The sequence below is a fragment of the Streptomyces odontomachicola genome (genome assembly GCF_039605595.1).
GTDB lineage: Bacteria > Actinomycetota > Actinomycetes > Streptomycetales > Streptomycetaceae > Streptomyces.
The window spans coordinates 128,370-143,916 of the sequence record NZ_JBCFOK010000007.1 but is presented as its reverse complement, the minus strand read 5'-3'; the positions used below and the strand labels follow the sequence as shown (position 1 = coordinate 143,916).

Below are 15,547 nucleotides of genomic sequence, written 5' to 3'. Positions count from 1 at the left end.
GTACGCCGCTGCTGATGCGCCACGGCTGGGACACCGCCGTCGCCGACGCCTTCGCCCCGTACGAGGAGGAGGGCCTGCTGCCCGCCCGTGTCGTACGGGTCGACCGCGGAGCGTGTGAGGCGGTCGGCCCCGAGGGTCGGCTGAGCGCCCGTACCGCGGCCGTGGCCGGCGCCGATCCGGCCCGCGCGCTGTGCACGGGCGACTGGATCGCCGTACGGGTACGGGGCGACGGCGCGGAGCCCGAGGTGCGGGCGGTGCTGCCGCGGCGGACCGCCTTCGTGCGGGCCGTGTCCTCGCGGCGCTCGGAGAAGCCCGCGACCGGCCAGGTGCTGGCGGCCAATATCGACCACGCGCTGGTCGCCGTGTCGCTGACCGCCGATCCCGATCCCGGGCGCGTCGAGCGGTTCGTCTCGCTGGCCTGGGCGAGCGGGGCGCAGCCGCTGGTCGCGCTCACCAAGGCCGACCTCGTGCCGGACCCCGTGACGCTCGGCCGGCTCGTCGCCGACACCGGGGAGTCGGCGCCCGGCGTGCCCGTACTGGCCGTGAGCGCGACGTCCGGGCTCGGCCTCGACGCGCTGTACGCCGCCGTCGCCGGGGGTAGCTGCGTACTGCTCGGCCAGTCGGGAGCGGGCAAGTCCACGCTGGCCAACGCGCTGCTGGGGGAGGACGTCCAGGACGTACGGGCCATCCGCGACAGCGGCGGCAAGGGGCGGCACACCACCACCGCGCGCGACCTGCTGCCGTTGCCCGCCGAGCGCGGGGGCGGCGTGCTGATCGACACCCCTGGCCTGCGCGGGGTCGGGCTGTGGGACGCGGGGGAGGGGATCGCGCGGGCCTTCGCCGATGTCGAAGCTCTGGCCGAGGGCTGCCGCTTCCACGACTGCGGGCACGGTTCCGAACCGGGGTGCGCGGTGCTCGCCGCCGTGGAGGAGGGGGCGCTGTCGGTACGCCGTCTCGAGAGCTACCGGAAGCTGCTGCGGGAGAGCGCGGGGCGCGGCGGTAACGTGCGGCCGTGAGCACCTTCGGCCGTCGTGAATTCCAGCTCGTGCTGCTGCGCCGCATGGCGGACTTCCAGCAGGGGCGCGTGGAGGACGCGCTGCGCGCGCTCGGCGCCGACCGCGCCGAGATGCGGGAGGCGAACAGGCGGTGGCAGGCGATGATCCGCTCGCCGCGGGGGCGGGGCGCGGTCTCGCGGTACCGCTCCGTGCTGGGCCCGCCCGTCGCGTCCGTCCCGCGCCGCATCGGCGACCTCGCGTGCGAGGCCCTGAGCTGGGAGCTTCCGCTCTGGGCCACGTTGCGGTTCGAGGTGATGGTCGCGCCTGGCGGCGCGGTGTGGAATGAGTGGCTGGTGCGGGCGCCGGGGGCGTCCGCACCCGTGTTGCGTGGTGTCGAGGATCTGGTGCCGTGGTCCTGCACGGTGGACGAGGTGGCCCGAGCGTTTCCCCCGGCCCGCCCGCTGGAGGGCTCAGCGCCTTCGCGCTGGCGGCTCGCCTTTACTGCCCCGGATGAGTCGGGTCACCTTTCCGAGCTGACGGCCGAGTTCACTTGGGGCCTACTCCAGCGCCTGCTTTGACCGCCGGTCGGCCGCGCTTTTGGTCGCTTTCCGCTGCGGCGGGTTTTGGGTGTGTGGTTGCGCCCGACTTTGTGCCTTACGGCCCGCCCTACGACGCTCCGCGCCTCCGGCCGGGCCTCCGCCCGGTCTGCGGCGTCCGCGGGTTACGTACGAGCCGGCGCGCCTGGCGCTACCCCCTACTAGGTGTGGGCAGTCGTTCCGCTAGGGGCGGAACGGGTGGGCACACCGGAACCGCAGCCCCCTGCACCCGCCCAGCCTCGCTCCTAACGGGGCCCGGGGCGCAGCCCCGGAACGCGGGGGCCGGACAGCCATGTCCGAAACCCGCCAGAAGCGCGGCGCGGCGCGGCACACAATGGACACGTGATGACCAACGACAGCAGGTACGAAGCGGTCCGCAGCCGCGACGCCCGCTTCGACGGCGTGTTCTACCTCGGCGTAAAGACAACCGGCATCTACTGCCGCCCGAGCTGCCCCGCCGTCACCCCGAAACGGGAGAACGTCACGTTCTACCCGTCCGCAGCCGCCGCCCAGGGCGCCGGCTACCGCGCCTGCCGCCGCTGCCGCCCCGACGCGGTCCCCGGCTCGGCGGAGTGGAACGTACGCGCCGACCTCACAGGCCGCGCCATGCGCATGATCGCCGACGGCGTCGTCGACCGCGAGGGCGTCGCAGGCCTCGCGGCCCGCCTCGGCTACAGCCCGCGCCAGGTGCAACGCCAGCTCACCGCGGAACTCGGCGCTGGCCCCGTGGCCCTCGCCCGCGCCCAGCGCGCCCACACCGCAAGGGTGCTGCTCCAGACCACGGAGCTGCCGGTCACGGAGATCGCCTTCGCCTCCGGCTTCGCGAGCGTGCGCCAGTTCAACGACACCCTGCGCGAGATCTACGCCCGCACCCCCACGGCGCTGCGCGAGAACGCGGCGCGCGGTGGCCACGGGCCGGCGCGCGCCCTGCACCGCGCGCACGGCAACGGCGTACCCCTGCGCCTCGCGCACCGCGGCCCGTACGCGGCCCGGCAGGTCTTCGGCTTCCTGGAGCGCCGCGCCATCCCGGGCGTCGAGGAGGTCACGGCGGATCCCGCCACCGGCGCCCGCACCTACCGCCGCACCCTGCGCCTCCCGTACGGCAGCGGCGTCGCCGAGGTCGCCGAGCCGCCCGAGGAGCGGCGCGGCTGGCTGGAGTGCCGGCTGCACCTCGCCGACCCGCGCGATCTGACCACGGCCGTGCAGCGCGTGCGGCGCCTCTTCGACCTGGACGCCGACCCGTACGCGGTCGCCGAGACCCTCGGCAGGGACCCGGCCCTCGGCACCCTCGCCGCCGCGCACCCGGGGCTGCGCTCGCCGGGCGCCGCCGACCCGTACGAGCTCGCCGTGCGGGCCGTGCTCGGCCAGCAGATCACCGTCGGCGCCGCCCGCACCCTAGGGGGGACCCTGGTCTCCGCGTACGGGAAGCCGCTGGCCGCGCAGGACGGTGGGCTCACGCACCTGTTCCCCGAGCCGGGCGTGCTGGCCGGGGCGGGCCTCGCCGAGCTCGGCATGCCGGAGTCGCGCCGCTCCGCGCTGCGCGGCCTGAGCGCCGCCGTCGCCGACGGCGGGGTCGTCCTCGACCCCGGCGCCGACCGGGACGAGGCCGAGCGCGCGCTGCTGGCGCTGAGCGGCATCGGCCCCTGGACGGCCGGCTACATCCGGATGCGCGCCCTGTCCGACCCCGACGTCTTCCTTCCGGGCGATGCGGGGGTACGCCATGGCCTGACCCTTACGGGGGCCGACCCCGCGAGCTCGGGGCAGTGGCGGCCCTGGCGCTCGTACGCCCTGCACCACCTCTGGAACGCCACCGGCACCACCGACACCGCCGACGAGGAGAGCGCCCGATGACCGCCCGCTTCACCACGTACGACAGCCCCCTGGGCACGCTGCTGCTCACCGGCACGGCGGACGGCGCGCTCGCCTCGCTCACCGTGCCCGGCCAGACGGGCGCGCCGGCCACGGACGGTCTGGCGCGCGACGACTCCGCCTTCCGGGAGGCCCGGGCCCAGCTCGACGCCTATTTCGCCGGTGAACTCAAGGAATTCCGGCTGGAGTTCGCGACGCCCGGTACGGAGTTCAGGCGCCGGGTGTGGGAGGCGCTGGAGACCATCCCCTACGGGGCGACCACCACCTACGGGGAGCTCGCGGCCCGCATCGGCGCCTCCCGCGCGGCGGTGCGCGCCGTCGGGGGCGCGGTCGGCGCCAACCCGCTGCTGATCGTGCGCCCCTGCCACCGCGTGATCGGCGCCGACGGCACCCTTACGGGGTACGCGGGCGGGCTGGAGCGCAAGCGGCAACTGCTGGAGCTGGAGGGCGCGTTGCCGGAGTGAAGGCCCCGGTCCCGGCGGCTCACTCCGCCGTGCCGTTGTCCGTGTCGTTCCCCGTACCGTTCTCCAGGCCCCAGCTGTGCACCCACCGCGGGTGGATGCGGATCAGCTCGTCGCTCATCCCGGCGCCGAGGCCGTGCGGCCGCCCCGTCAGCAGCTCGGCCTCGCCGCGGATCTCCACGCCGCGCGCGCCCTGGGGCAGCGGCCCCGCGACGTCGTCGACGACGAGCGAGAGCTTGGGGTTGGCCCGCAGGTTCCGCCAGCGTTTGGTCTTCCCGAGTGCGAAGCCGCCGGTCAGGATCGTGCCGTCGTCCTGCGGGAAGAACCCCACCGGATTGGCCTGCGGCTGCCCCGAGGGGTCCACGGTCGCGAGCCGGCCGAGGCGCTGGGTGCGCAGGTAGGCCAGTTCGGCGGCGTCGAGGCTCCGGCGGCGTGTGCTGTTCCCGGGTGTTTCCCTCGTGTCGCTCATGGCCCCACGCTGGCATCCGCACCCCGTAGGGGTCATCGGCCGCCGGACCCATGTGCCGGCGCACCGGACTCAGGACCAGAGGACCAGGCCCAGCCAGCCGCCCGCCACCAGCAGGCACGCCATGAGCTGTACGAGGGTCCGCCAGCCGCATGCGCGCATCGTCGTACGCGTCGAGGCGGCCGCGGCCCCGTGGCTGCCGAGCCGGGCGCGCTCCCACCCGTAGACACCCCCGAGGAACCCCGGTACGGCGCCCACCACGGGGATCACGAAGAACCCCGCGATGCCCCCGCAGCCCGCCAACAGCAGCGCGCCGCGCGGCACTTCCCGCGGCCGGCGCAGCCGGTCGGGGAGCACGAGCTGCACCGCCTGCTGGGCGAGCAGCAGCCCCGTCGAGGCCACCAGCAGCCACCACGCCGTGGAGGTCTGCACGGTCATGGCCCACCAGAAGACCGCGGCCCAGACGACGAGCGGCCCCGGGATCGCCGGCAGCACGGTGCCCAGCAGTCCCAGCAGCATCACCATGCCGACCAGCAGATGCTGCCAGGCGCCCATCGTCCCCGTGGTCCCCATGGCCCAAGCCTGCCGGACGGTCATCCCGTACGCCCGCCGGAGGGAACCGGTCTGAACTTTCCGAGCGGCCTTCCCCGGACCGGAGCACGGTGGACAATATGGGCATGAGCCAGCAGGGGGAGCACCGCGAACCACGGCAGGCCGAACGGGACGACTGGTGGGCCGAGTTGTACGACCCCGAGTCACCCGACACCGGCCGCACCCGAGCAGGCGACACCCTCGACGACCGCTACACCTCCATCCGCAACACGGTGGGCCCCGAATCGGCCCCGCCCCTCCCCGCCCCACGGGTCCCCGAGGGTGAATACGGCCCACCGCCGACAGCGCCCCAGGAGGCCCCGGACACCTCGGACAGCCCGGAGGGGGCCGCGGCCCCACGCCCCGAGCGGTCTTCGGCCCCCGAGGCGTCCCCGCGCCCTGAACGGGCGCCCGGTTCGGAGCCGCCCCACCTCGAAGAGCCCCCGGACCCGACCCTGGTGTCAGGGGAGGGCGCGGACCCCAGGGCCTTCCCGACCCCGAGGTCAGGGGAGGGCACGGCCGCCGAGGCGACCCCCGCCCCTGAGGGCCCCCTGACGCCCGAAACGGCTCCGGCACCCGATTGGGCCACCCCCGAGACGCCTTTGAGTGCCGAGGGCCCCACGGAGGCCGCGGAGCCCGAGACGCCCCAGCCCCCCGAGGAAGCTCCGGTCGCGCCCTGGGAGGAGGCGGCGGCCCGGACACCCGAGGCCCCTCCGGAGCCCGAGTCCGCGCCGGAATCCGGCTCCGCGCCGGAATCCGGCTCCGCGCCGGAATCCGAGTCGGCCCCGGAGTCCGAGTCGGCCCCGGCCGAGCCCGTGCCGGAAACCGCGGTGGCTCCGGAACTGGAGGAGGCGGCGGAGTCCGAGCCCGCCCCGGCCCCGGAGGCCGAGGAAGGCGCGGGGCCCGCGTTTGATGTTCGGGCGGCCGAAGTCGTTGCTGGACCCTCGTTTACGGGGGAAGCGCCGCCTGCTTATGACCCCGAACCCACCACCCTCCCGCTCGCCGACCCCGCCGCGCTCGGCGAACTCGCGCCCGACACCGTGCTCGACGGCGCACAGCACGGCGCGCTCACGTTGCGCGCCGTGTCGTTGCGCGGTGACTCGGCGCGGTACCGCGCGGCGGTGCGCCAAGAGGCGCTGCTCAACGCCCGGTTCGGGACGGAGGACGACGCGCTGCTGCTCGTCGCGATCGCCTCGGGCCCGCGCGGCGGCACGGACGCGCACCGTGCCGCGCGCGAACTGTGCCAGACCATCGGCAGTGCCGTCGGCCGCAGCCACGCCCGCCTCTCCGAGGACATCAGGCTCGGCCGCCGCGGCGCGCTCAAGTCCGGCCTCAACCGGCTGACCGACCGCGCGTACGGCAAGCTCCGCGCCCAGGCCGCCGCCCTCGGCCTCGAACCCGAGGACTACACCGCCGACCTGCGCTGCCTCCTGCTGCCCGCCGACCCCGAGTGCGCGACCAGGGTGTTCTTCGGGGTCGGGTCGGGCGGGCTGTTCCGGCTGCGCGAGGGGGAGTGGCAGGACATCGAGCCGAGCGCGCGGGAGTCCGATGCGGTGGGCGGGCCCGTGCTCTCGTACGGGGCCGAGCCGGCGGCGGATCCGCGGGCCACGATGCGTCTGGGTGCGGCCGGGCCCGAGGCGCCCTCGCCCGAGTCGTTGCCGCCCGGTTTCGCGCCGGCGGTGTCGGTGCCGCGGCCGTTCCGGTTCCGGGCGAGTGTGGGGCAGAAGGGGGACACGTTGTTGCTGTGCAGCGCGGGGTTGGCGGAACCGCTTCGTGGGGAGCGGGAGTTCGCGAACGAGCTCGCCGTGCGGTGGGCGGGCCGTGCGCAGCCGCCGGGGCTCGCCGCGTACCTCGCCGACGTACAGCTCCGCGTACGCGGCTACGCGAACGACCGCACGGCGGCAGCGGTCTGGGAGGCGTAAGGAACCACAGACCAGGCGCGACGGCTCGTACGCAATCCGCGGACGCCGCAGACCGGGCGGAGGGGCTGCGGCCGGCGCGGAGCGTCGGTGGCAGGCCCGTAACTCACAAGTCGGGCGCAACCACCCAACCCACATCCCGCCGCAGCGGGAAGCAACCACAAGCGCGGCCGACCGGCGGTCACAGCGCGGCGCCGCACAGGCGGCCGGCCAAGCGAAGCGCTAAAGCGTTGCGTGATCCCGCATCAGCCGCTCAGCCGTCACCACGTCGCGGCTCGTCAACGCGTCGAGCAGGGCCACGTGTTCGGAGGCCTCGCCCAACAAGGCCGCCGCGCTGCGGGAGCCGGGGACGGGGGCCGGGCGGCGCTGCACCCTGCGCTGGACGTCGTCGACGATCTCGACGAGGCGCCGGTTCCCTGTGACCTCCAGGACCGCGCGGTGGAAGGCGCGGTCGGCGGCCGCGTACGCCACCCGGTCGCCCCCGGTGGCCGCCGTCAGCGTCTCCTCGGCGAGCGGCCGCAGCTCCTCCCACCGCTCGCGGGGCGCGCTGTGCGCGGCCCGCAGCACCGTGGGAATCTCCAACAGCATCCGGATCTCGGAGAGTTCGGCCAGGTCGCGCGCGCTGAACTCGGCGACGCGGAAGCCGCGGTTGGGCACCGTCTCCACCGCGCCCTCGCTGGCCAGCTGCTGCATGGCCTCGCGTACGGGCGTCGGCGAGACCCCGAAGCGCTCGGCCAGCGCGGGCGCGGAATGCACCTCGCCGGGCGCGAGTTCACCGGACAGCAGGGCCTCGCGAAGGGCTTCCAGCACCTGCCCCCGTACGGAGTGCCGCCGCGGCATCTTCCGCCCGGAAGCCGCAGCAGGAGGCTCGGGCGCCGGCGGCACCACAGGCGCGGCCGGCGCCGCCGGCTCGCTGTGCACATGCTCTCCGCGCACTGGAGCATCTCCGCGCACCGGAGCCCCGCCCTGCCGGGTCTGCGTGGGGACGCTGGGCCGGAGCGCTGCGTGAGACGCCCGTATGGCGGTCTCCGATCTGGTCTGCTCCATCTGTCCCCTCCAGGCGATGTATGAGAACGATTGAGAACGATAGGCGGGCGTGGCCGGAGTTCAAACCTCGATCTTTTCAGCTAAGGTAAGCCTTACCTGTTCGTGATCTGTTGAATCGGTGGTCCCCATGGCCGTGAACGCACCCGCCGTATCCCACGGCACCGCGCCCGCGACCGGTTCCGCTTCCCCGCTCACCGCGGCCTACGACCGGCTGACCGAGGTGTTTCCCACACTTCAGGTGATCGAGAGCGCGGCCCCGCTGACCGGCGAGGGATGGATCACCGCGCGCAGTCTCGCGGAGGGCGGCCCTGCGGCCGACGCCTTCCTCGCCTGGGACGCGGCCCAGATCGAGCGCGACTACGGGCAGCAGGGGCGCCCCGACGTGATCGCCAGCTTCGCGCTGCACCGCTACGCCTTTCCGCTGTGCCTGCTGGTGACCGTGCCCTGGTTCCTGCACCGCAGGGTCCCGCGCATTCCGCTGGACGCGGTCTCGTACAACCGTGACCTGGGACGGATCTCCGTACGCATCGAGGACTTCGCGTGCCTGCCCGGCGATCCGGCGGGCGGCTCTGCGGGGGCGAGGACCGTGCCCGGCGAGGAGGCCCTGCGCGCCGAGGTGCGCGCGGCCGTGGCCGAGCACATGGAGCCGGTACTGGAGGGCTTCAGGCCGCGGGTGCGCAGGGGTGCGCGGGCCCTGTGGGGCATGGCGACGGACGAGATCACCGAGGGCGTCTGGTACCTGGGGCGGCTGCTCGGCGAGGAGAAGCGGGCCGTGCGGGAGGCCGCGGCGCTGCTGCCGGGCCGCACCGCCCCGTACGCGCGCGGCGCCTCCTTCCGCGAGCTGAGCGGGCCCTGCGGGGAGCGGCTGCAGACCCGGGACCGGGCGAGCTGCTGCATGTACTACACGCTGCGTCCCGAGGAGACCTGCGTCACCTGCCCGCGGACCAGGGATGCCGAGCGTATCGAGCGACTGGCCCCCACTCGGTAACCCGTTCGACCGAAAATCCACCTATCCGTGGGCACTGCCGCCCGTTGGCGGCCTCTTGTGGCGAATCCCCCTGCTCGGTCGCGCCGCTGAGCCAAGATGCTCGGCGGAAGACAGCCGACCGACCCGAGCAGGGGCACCCCGATGAGACTGACGGACATACCGCTGAACTGGGTCGTGGCGAGCGCCGTACTGCTCGTCGGCACCCTGGCGGCGGTTCTGGTGATGGGCCACTCGCGCAAGCAGCAGGACCGCAAGGCCGAGGCCGCGGACTCCTGGGAGCGCATGGAGGAGCGCCGCCGCCGCAAGGAGACGGTGTACGCCACCGCCGCCTATCTGCTGTTGTTCTGCTGCGCCGCGGTCGCAGCGGCCCTCTCCTTCCACGGGCTCGTCGGCTTCGGCCGGCAGAACCTCCAGCTTTCCGGCGGGTGGGAGTACCTCGTCCCGTTCGGCCTGGACGGCGCGGCCATGTTCTCCGCCGTGATCGCCGTACGGGAGGCCAGCCACGGTGACGCCTCGCTCGGCTCGCGGCTGCTGGTGTGGCTCTTCGCCGGCGCGGCCGCGTGGTTCAACTGGGTGCACGCGCCGCGCGGCATGGGCCACGACGGCGCCCCGCAGTTCTTCGCCGGGATGTCGCTGTCCGCCGCGATCCTCTTCGACAGGGCGCTGAAGCAGACCCGCCGCGCCGCGCTGCGCGAACAGGGTCTGGTGCCGCGCCCGTTGCCGCAGATCCGGGTCGCGCGCTGGGTGCGGGCGCCGCGCGAGACGTTCGGCGCGTGGTCGCTGATGCTGCTGGAGGGCGTGCGCACGCTGGACGAGGCGGTGGACGAGGTACGGGACGAGCGCCGCAAGACGGAGCAGGATCGTATCCGCAGGAAGGAGCAGGAGAAGCTGGAGCGTGCGCGCGTGAAGGAGCTCAACCGCCAGCACCGCGGGCGCGGTTGGGGACGCGGTGCGCGGCTTCCCGCGGCGGAGCCTGCGCCCGCTCCCGCGGTCGCGCCGGTCGCCGAAGAGGCGGCGGTGCCCGGTCAGTTGCCGGTGAGGTCGCGGCCCGCGTTGCAGGCGGTCGTGGACGAGGGCGCCGCGCGCGGCTCCGAACGCGGCGCGGAACGGGCCGAGCGGCCCTCCTCCGACGCCCCCGCGGAACAGCGCGAGGAGGAGGGGAAGTCCAACGCCGCCAGCCCCCGGCTCGACACGCTGGAGGAGAAACTCGCCGAGATCGAGCGGCAGTTCGGCTGAGGCGCGGCTGAGCTGCGGCTGAGCTGTGACCCGTTGATCCCCTGACCCCCTGTCGCCCCCGAGGGCGGCAGGGGGTACGTCGTACGGGCGTCAGGCCGACAGGTGGGACTCGAGCCAGGTCGGGATGCCGCCCAGGAGGCGGAACAGGCGTGAGGCCTCCTCGCGCAGGCGGCTGGCCTCGGGGTCGGAGACCACTCCGGCCAGGGCGACCAGGGCCGGCGCCATGCCCACGAGGAAGCCCAGGTCCTCGCGCAGCCGGAGGGATTCGGTGAAGCCGTGGCGGGCCTCGGCCAGTTCGCCGTCGCGGAGCGCGAGGCCCGCGAGCTGCCGCCAGGTGAAGGAGCACAGCAGGGTGTTGCCCTGCGCGGTGGCGCCCGCGTGGGCGCGCCGGTAGGCGGCGCGCGCCGACTGCGGGGTGTCGCTGAGCTGTTCGGCGAGGAGTCCGCGCCGGAAGTCCAGCAGCGCGCGGCCGCGCGCCGCGGGTGCCAGCAGGGCCGCGGCTCTGCCCAGTGCTGCGCGTGCCTCATCGGCTCTGTCCCGTACGCCCAGGATCGTCGCGGCGTACGCGAGTTGGCCGCGCTCGCAGGCCGCGGCGCCGCGCTCGTCGTCGTCCTGCGCGACGGCCTCCGCGGCGCGCAGCGCGTCCTCGGCCGCCTGCCAGCCGTCGGCGGTGAACATGCACTGCTCCACCAGCAGCGCCGCTCTGCGCAGCGCCGCCGCGGAATCCTCTGCGGCGTACGGCTCCAGCAGCGCCGCCGCGTCGTCCCAGCACCCGCGGGAGCGCAGCCGCCACACCGCGCGGTCCAGGGGTGAGGAATCCGGATGATCCAGCCGTACCGAACGTGACATGGCGGTCTCCGCCACAGTTCCCTCCCCAAGCGCGCCGTCGAGCTTCGAGCCGGATGTGTGCGCATCTCAGCACGTTCGGTGCGGCACGGCCAAGGGGCTGGTGTGAATCAGTTCACAAACTTTGACTTCACGCGTCCTCCTGCCAAGCGGCGTTCCGCAGCAGCCGCAGTCCGTTGAGGCCGACCAGGATCGTCGAGCCCTCGTGGCCCGCGACGCCCAGCGGGAGCGGCAGCGTGCCCACGAGGTCCCAGGTGACCAGGGCCGCGATGGCGGTGGCCGCGATGACGAGGTTCTGCACGACGAGGCGGCGTGCGCGGCGGGAGAGGCCCATCACGGCGGGCACGGAACGGAGTTCGTCCCGCACCAGGACCGCGTCGGCACTCTCCAGCGCGAGGTCGGAGCCCGCGCGCCCCATGGCGAGGCCGGTGTGCGCCGAGGCCAGTGCCGGGGCGTCGTTCACGCCGTCGCCCACGAGCAGCAGCCGCTCGCCCGATGCCTCGGCCTCGCGTACGGCGGCGACCTTGTCCTGCGGCAGCAGCCCCGCGCGCACCTCGCCGCAGCCGGTCTCCGCCGCCAGCCGCTCCGCCGCGCGCCGGTGGTCGCCGGTCAGCAACAGGGGTGCGGCGCCGGTGAGGTGGCGCAGGCGGCCCACGGCGTCGCGGGCGTACGGACGCGGCCGGTCGGCGAAGCCGAGCACTCCCAGGGGCGCGCCGTCGGCGAGGACGACGGCCACGGTGAGGCCGGATTCCTCGGTGCGGGCGATGAGTCGGGCGAGCTCGTCCTCTGCGCGGGTCTCGGCGCCGGCCTCGGAGGGGGCGCCCGCGGTGGCGCGCACGGGCATCCGTGCCGGGGCGCCGATCTCGATGTGCACCCCGTCGACGACGGCGCTCACGCCCCTTCCGGGGCGCGCCTCGAAGTCCCGTACGGGGAGGGACGGGAGGTGTGCGGCGGCGGACACCACGGCCCGGCCGAGGGGGTGTTCGCTGCCGCGCTCCGCCGCGGCGGCCAGGGCCAGGAGCCGGTCGCGGTCCGGGCGTCCGTCGTCGTCGCCGAGCGGGTGCGCCTCCGCCAGCCGGGGCGCGCCTTCCGTCAGCGTCCCGGTCTTGTCGAAGGCCACGCGCGTCACGGTGCCGAGCCGCTCCATGACCGCGGCGGACTTCACCAGCACGCCGTGCCGTCCCGCGTTGGCGATGGCGGCGAGCAGCGGCGGCATGGTGGCCAGCACGACCGCGCAGGGAGAGGCCACGATCATGAACGTCATGGCCCGCAGCAGCGCGGCCTCCAGCGCCTCGCCGAGCGCCAGCGGTACGAGGAAGACGGCGAGGGTCGCGGCGACCATGCCCAGCGCATAGCGCTGCTCGACCTTCTCGATGAAGAGCTGCGCCGGCGCCTTGGTGCGGCTGGCCTCCTCGACCATGCCGACGATCCGCGCGATGACGGACTCGCCCGCCTCGCGCTCCACCCGCACCCGCAGCGCGCCGTTGCCGTTGAGGGTGCCGGCGAACACCTCGTCACCCGCGGCGCGCGGCACCGGGAGCGGCTCGCCCGTGATGCTCGCCTGGTCCACGTCGCTGCTGCCCTCGGTGACCGTGCCGTCGGCGCCGATGCGCTCGCCGGGCCGTACGAGGACGGTGTCGCCCGGCCGCAGCGCCGCGGTCTCCACGCTCTCCTCGGTGCCGTCCGCCGCGATGCGGGTGGTGCGCTGCGGGGCGAGACCGAGCAGGCCGCGTACGGAATCGGCCGTGCGCTGGGTCGCGAACGCCTCCAGGGCGCCGGAGGTGGCGAAGATGACGATCAGCAGCGCGCCTTCCAGCGGCTGGCCTATCGCGGCGGCGCCGAGCGCGGCGACGACCATCAGCAGATCCACGTCGAGGGTCTTCTCGCGGAGTGCGGAGAGGCCCTCCTTGGCGGGCTCCCAGCCGCCTGCCGCATAACAGACGGCGTACGCGCACCAGGCGGCTGCCTCCGGTGCGGGCGACAGATGCAGGGCGAGCCCCACCAGGAACGCGAGGGCCGCGAGCGCGGCCCAGCGTGCCTCGGGAAGTCGGTGGATCCGGGTCATGGCCATGAGCGCGTGACACCTCGTACGGTCATCAGTGGCGGTCGACATGAACGAATGAATAGGCGTTCATGTATTGCCGGACCGTACCATGCCTGTCATGGGACACGGAGTCGAACGCCAGGGCGCTCCCGCGGCGAAGCTGGACGCGGAGAGCGCGGCGTCGGTGGCGGCGACGCTCCAGGCGCTGGGCACGCCCTCGCGCCTGCTGATACTGGCGCGGCTGCGGGAGGGCCCGCTGCCGGTGACGGAGCTCGCCGACTCGGTGGGCATGGAGCAGTCGGCGGTGTCCCACCAGCTACGGCTGCTGCGGGCGTTGAGCCTGGTGGGGAGCGAGCGGCAGGGGCGGCGGATCGTGTATTCGCTGCACGACAATCACGTGGCCCAGCTGCTGGACGAGGCCGTCTACCACATCGAGCACCTGCAGCTGGGCGTGCGCGACGCTTGAGGCCGCGCCCGCCCCCGCCCTGTGCGGGCCGCTTCGCGCCGCGGGGGTGGCCCCTCGCTGCCCCTTTCCGGGGCTGCGCCCCGGGCCCCGTTGGGTGCGGGGGCGCTGGCGCTGGGGGCTGCGGTCCGCTGTGCCCACCCGTTCCGCCCCAGCGGAACGACTGCCCACAGCTCGTACGGGGGGCGAGTACGGAACCGGCGGTGCGCAACCTCGTAGCGAGTCGCGGGGCGCGGAGCCGCGGACCAGGCGCGACGGCTCGTACGCAATCCGGGGACGCCGCAGACCGGGCGGAGGTCCGTCCGGTGGCGCGGAGCGTTGCCGGGCGGGCCGTAACTCACAAAGTCGGGCGCAACCACACACCCACATCCCGCCGCAGCGGGAAGCAACCCGCAGCGCAAAGCCGTCGGCGGTCGTCAGTGGACCCGGGGAAGGCCCGGACCCTCGCAGGACTTATCCGTCGCAGGGAGCCGGCCCCCAAGCAAGTACGCCGCCACCGCCCCGTCCACACACCCGTTGCCCCGGCTCGCGAACACCCCATGCGAGTAGTCGTTTTCGAGGGTGATCAGGCGGGAGCCTGGGAGCGAGGGGCGCAGAGCCAGGGCCCCGGAGCGAGGCGTCACCGGGTCGTGGGACGAGGTGACCAGCAGGGCCCCACGCGCGGCCGGACCACCCAGCCGGGTGCGCTCGGCACCACGCGGCCAGTACGCACACACCGTCGCCTCCAACCCCGTCAGCACGGGCCGGGAAGAAAGGGAACGCAGACCGCGGATGTCACGCACGACCTCCGATGGCGACGGGCCCGGCCCGTCGCCACACTTCACGGCCCGATTCGCCGCCTCGAAGTTCCGCGACTCCGCCCCGGAGAAGGGCGATTCGGGCCGCAACCCGGCAACCGACCCGGACCGGAGGAACCCCCGCAGCCCCTCACCCAACCCCTGCCACCGCTCCGTCCGCCCCAGCGCGTCATACACGGCCCGGTCGAACTCGGCCGGCCCGAACCCGTCCACAGGGCGCCGCTCAAGCGCACCCCGCACCCGCGCATAGGACGCCCGCACCTCACCCTCCGTACCCCCGAGCCCGAAGTGCCCCTCATGCCGGGCCAGCCACCCGAACAGCACCGCGCGCTGCCCTAGCAGCGCCCGTGCCTGGCGTACGTCGAAGTCGTGCCAGTCCCACGGGCCCACGACGCTGTCCAGGACCATCGGGCCCGCGTGCCGCGGGTGTTCGGCGGCGTACGCGGCGCCCAGGTAGGTGCCGTAACTGACCCCCAGATACGCGATCCGGCGCTCGCGCAGCGCCGCGCGCACGGCATCCATGTCGTGCGCCGTCTCCCTCGTCGACAGGTGCGGCAGCGCGCGCCCGAGATGCCGCGCGCAGTCACCGGCCATCGCGGACTGTCCCTGCAGGTAGGCGCGTTCGGCGGCCGCATCGCGTGGTACGGGATCGGCGCCCGGCGCGTCGAAGTGACCGCCCATGCGGCCGCAGCCGGCGGGCGCGCTGTGCCCCACGCCGCGCGGGTCGAAGCCGATCACGTCGTACGCGCGCCGCACCCGCTCCGGGAGCTTGGCGCGCTTGGTGACCGCGTAGTCGAGCCCCGTACCGCCGGGCCCGCCGGGGTTGACCAGCAGGACGCCGCGGCGCTCCGACGGCGTGCCGGAGGCCCGTACGCGCGAGACCGCGATCCGTATGCGCTCGTCGTCGGGGTGTGCGCGGTCCAGCGGTACGCGCACCGAGCCGCACTCGACGCGCGCCGGGCCGGGCGGGTCGGGAACCGAGGCGGGGCACCGCCCGAAGTCGATCCGGGGCGGCGGGGAAGCGGCCTCGGCCGGGGCGGCCGTCAGGGCGGAGCCGACGGCAACGAGCGTGCAGAGCAGGGCGGTCGGGCGGCGGAAGGCAGCCACGGCGGTTCGGTGTGACACGGGTCTCGCTCTCCGGAAGCGGCGACGGAAATGACAAATGAAAATCATTGTCGATAGTGTGTCCGCGGTCAACGGCCGATACGAGGCGAGCGAGCAGGGCGAAG

At 74.5% G+C, this 15,547-nt stretch carries 14 protein-coding genes; 8 read left to right on the top strand and 6 right to left on the bottom strand.

What is annotated here, in order from left to right:
* Nucleotides 1-14 precede the first annotated feature (14 nt).
* From rsgA to ABEE00_RS15165, 4 genes are all read left to right on the top strand, one after another.
* Entirely contained in the window at nt 15-1,016 is a 1,002-nt protein-coding gene (rsgA, locus tag ABEE00_RS15180; RefSeq protein WP_345745985.1) for a ribosome small subunit-dependent GTPase A, read from the top strand.
* A gap of 44 nt (nt 1,017-1,060) precedes the next feature.
* Entirely contained in the window at nt 1,061-1,573 is a 513-nt protein-coding gene (locus tag ABEE00_RS15175) for a hypothetical protein (protein ID WP_345746194.1), read from the top strand.
* Nucleotides 1,574-1,936: 363 nt separating this feature from the next.
* The gene (locus ABEE00_RS15170; protein WP_345746193.1) at nt 1,937-3,442 is read left to right on the top strand and encodes an AlkA N-terminal domain-containing protein; all 1,506 of its coding nucleotides are present in this window, start codon (nt 1,937-1,939) and stop codon (nt 3,440-3,442) included.
* Nucleotides 3,439-3,924 carry a methylated-DNA--[protein]-cysteine S-methyltransferase gene (locus tag ABEE00_RS15165; protein WP_345745984.1) on the top strand — a complete coding sequence of 162 codons (486 nt, stop codon included), beginning with the start codon at nt 3,439-3,441 and terminating at the stop codon, nt 3,922-3,924. Before ABEE00_RS15170 ends, ABEE00_RS15165 begins: the two co-directional genes overlap by 4 nt.
* A gap of 19 nt (nt 3,925-3,943) precedes the next feature.
* Here ABEE00_RS15165 and ABEE00_RS15160 read toward each other — a convergent pair whose 3' ends face one another.
* Nucleotides 3,944-4,390 carry a PPOX class F420-dependent oxidoreductase gene (locus ABEE00_RS15160; RefSeq protein WP_345745983.1) on the bottom strand — a complete coding sequence of 149 codons (447 nt, stop codon included), beginning with the start codon at nt 4,388-4,390 and terminating at the stop codon, nt 3,944-3,946.
* 69 nt (nt 4,391-4,459) lie between these two features.
* A complete protein-coding gene (locus ABEE00_RS15155) occupies nt 4,460-4,942 on the bottom strand; it encodes a DUF456 domain-containing protein (protein ID WP_345746192.1) in 483 nt (160 codons plus the stop codon).
* Nucleotides 4,943-5,064: 122 nt separating this feature from the next.
* Here ABEE00_RS15155 and ABEE00_RS15150 point away from each other — a divergent pair, with 122 nt between their 5' ends.
* Complete coding sequence (locus ABEE00_RS15150; protein WP_345745982.1) at nt 5,065-6,900, top strand: protein phosphatase 2C domain-containing protein; 1,836 nt, start codon at nt 5,065-5,067, stop codon at nt 6,898-6,900.
* 219 nt (nt 6,901-7,119) lie between these two features.
* On the opposite strand, the gene ABEE00_RS15145 is transcribed toward ABEE00_RS15150, so the two are convergent.
* Entirely contained in the window at nt 7,120-7,818 is a 699-nt protein-coding gene (locus tag ABEE00_RS15145) for a GntR family transcriptional regulator (protein WP_345745981.1), read from the bottom strand.
* 253 nt (nt 7,819-8,071) lie between these two features.
* On the opposite strand from ABEE00_RS15145, the gene ABEE00_RS15140 reads away from it, so the two are divergent.
* Nucleotides 8,072-8,932 (top strand): (2Fe-2S)-binding protein, encoded by an 861-nt coding sequence (locus tag ABEE00_RS15140; protein ID WP_345745980.1) that lies wholly within the window; start codon nt 8,072-8,074, stop codon nt 8,930-8,932.
* Nucleotides 8,933-9,073: 141 nt separating this feature from the next.
* On the top strand, nt 9,074-10,168 hold the full coding sequence (locus tag ABEE00_RS15135; RefSeq protein ID WP_345745979.1) for a DUF2637 domain-containing protein: 1,095 nt from the start codon (nt 9,074-9,076) through the stop codon (nt 10,166-10,168).
* A 90-nt stretch (nt 10,169-10,258) separates the two neighbouring features.
* Here the strand turns inward: ABEE00_RS15135 and ABEE00_RS15130 are convergent, their stop codons facing one another.
* Nucleotides 10,259-11,017 (bottom strand): hypothetical protein, encoded by a 759-nt coding sequence (locus tag ABEE00_RS15130; RefSeq protein ID WP_345745978.1) that lies wholly within the window; start codon nt 11,015-11,017, stop codon nt 10,259-10,261.
* Between the two features lie 127 nt (nt 11,018-11,144).
* Entirely contained in the window at nt 11,145-13,085 is a 1,941-nt protein-coding gene (locus tag ABEE00_RS15125; RefSeq protein WP_345745977.1) for a heavy metal translocating P-type ATPase, read from the bottom strand.
* Nucleotides 13,086-13,176: 91 nt separating this feature from the next.
* Between ABEE00_RS15125 and ABEE00_RS15120 the strand changes: the two genes are divergently transcribed.
* Complete coding sequence (locus ABEE00_RS15120; RefSeq protein ID WP_345745976.1) at nt 13,177-13,524, top strand: ArsR/SmtB family transcription factor; 348 nt, start codon at nt 13,177-13,179, stop codon at nt 13,522-13,524.
* 413 nt (nt 13,525-13,937) lie between these two features.
* Here ABEE00_RS15120 and ABEE00_RS15115 read toward each other — a convergent pair whose 3' ends face one another.
* Nucleotides 13,938-15,425 carry an alpha/beta fold hydrolase gene (locus ABEE00_RS15115; RefSeq protein ID WP_345745975.1) on the bottom strand — a complete coding sequence of 496 codons (1,488 nt, stop codon included), beginning with the start codon at nt 15,423-15,425 and terminating at the stop codon, nt 13,938-13,940.
* Nucleotides 15,426-15,547 lie beyond the last annotated feature (122 nt).

What these genes read in the sequence shown, in the direction of transcription:
- ABEE00_RS15165 (WP_345745984.1), top strand. Translation starts at nt 3,439, where the DNA reads ATGACCGCCCGCTTCACCACGTACGACAGCCCCCTGGGCACGCTGCTG.
- rsgA (WP_345745985.1), top strand. Translation starts at nt 15, where the DNA reads ATGCGCCACGGCTGGGACACCGCCGTCGCCGACGCCTTCGCCCCGTAC.
- ABEE00_RS15140 (WP_345745980.1), top strand. Translation starts at nt 8,072, where the DNA reads ATGGCCGTGAACGCACCCGCCGTATCCCACGGCACCGCGCCCGCGACC.
- ABEE00_RS15150 (WP_345745982.1), top strand. Translation starts at nt 5,065, where the DNA reads ATGAGCCAGCAGGGGGAGCACCGCGAACCACGGCAGGCCGAACGGGAC.
- ABEE00_RS15125 (WP_345745977.1), bottom strand. Translation starts at nt 13,085, where the DNA reads ATGGCCATGACCCGGATCCACCGACTTCCCGAGGCACGCTGGGCCGCG.
- ABEE00_RS15120 (WP_345745976.1), top strand. Translation starts at nt 13,177, where the DNA reads ATGGGACACGGAGTCGAACGCCAGGGCGCTCCCGCGGCGAAGCTGGAC.
- ABEE00_RS15170 (WP_345746193.1), top strand. Translation starts at nt 1,937, where the DNA reads ATGACCAACGACAGCAGGTACGAAGCGGTCCGCAGCCGCGACGCCCGC.
- ABEE00_RS15130 (WP_345745978.1), bottom strand. Translation starts at nt 11,017, where the DNA reads ATGTCACGTTCGGTACGGCTGGATCATCCGGATTCCTCACCCCTGGAC.
- ABEE00_RS15135 (WP_345745979.1), top strand. Translation starts at nt 9,074, where the DNA reads ATGAGACTGACGGACATACCGCTGAACTGGGTCGTGGCGAGCGCCGTA.
- ABEE00_RS15155 (WP_345746192.1), bottom strand. Translation starts at nt 4,942, where the DNA reads ATGGGCGCCTGGCAGCATCTGCTGGTCGGCATGGTGATGCTGCTGGGA.
- ABEE00_RS15160 (WP_345745983.1), bottom strand. Translation starts at nt 4,390, where the DNA reads ATGAGCGACACGAGGGAAACACCCGGGAACAGCACACGCCGCCGGAGC.
- ABEE00_RS15175 (WP_345746194.1), top strand. Translation starts at nt 1,061, where the DNA reads ATGGCGGACTTCCAGCAGGGGCGCGTGGAGGACGCGCTGCGCGCGCTC.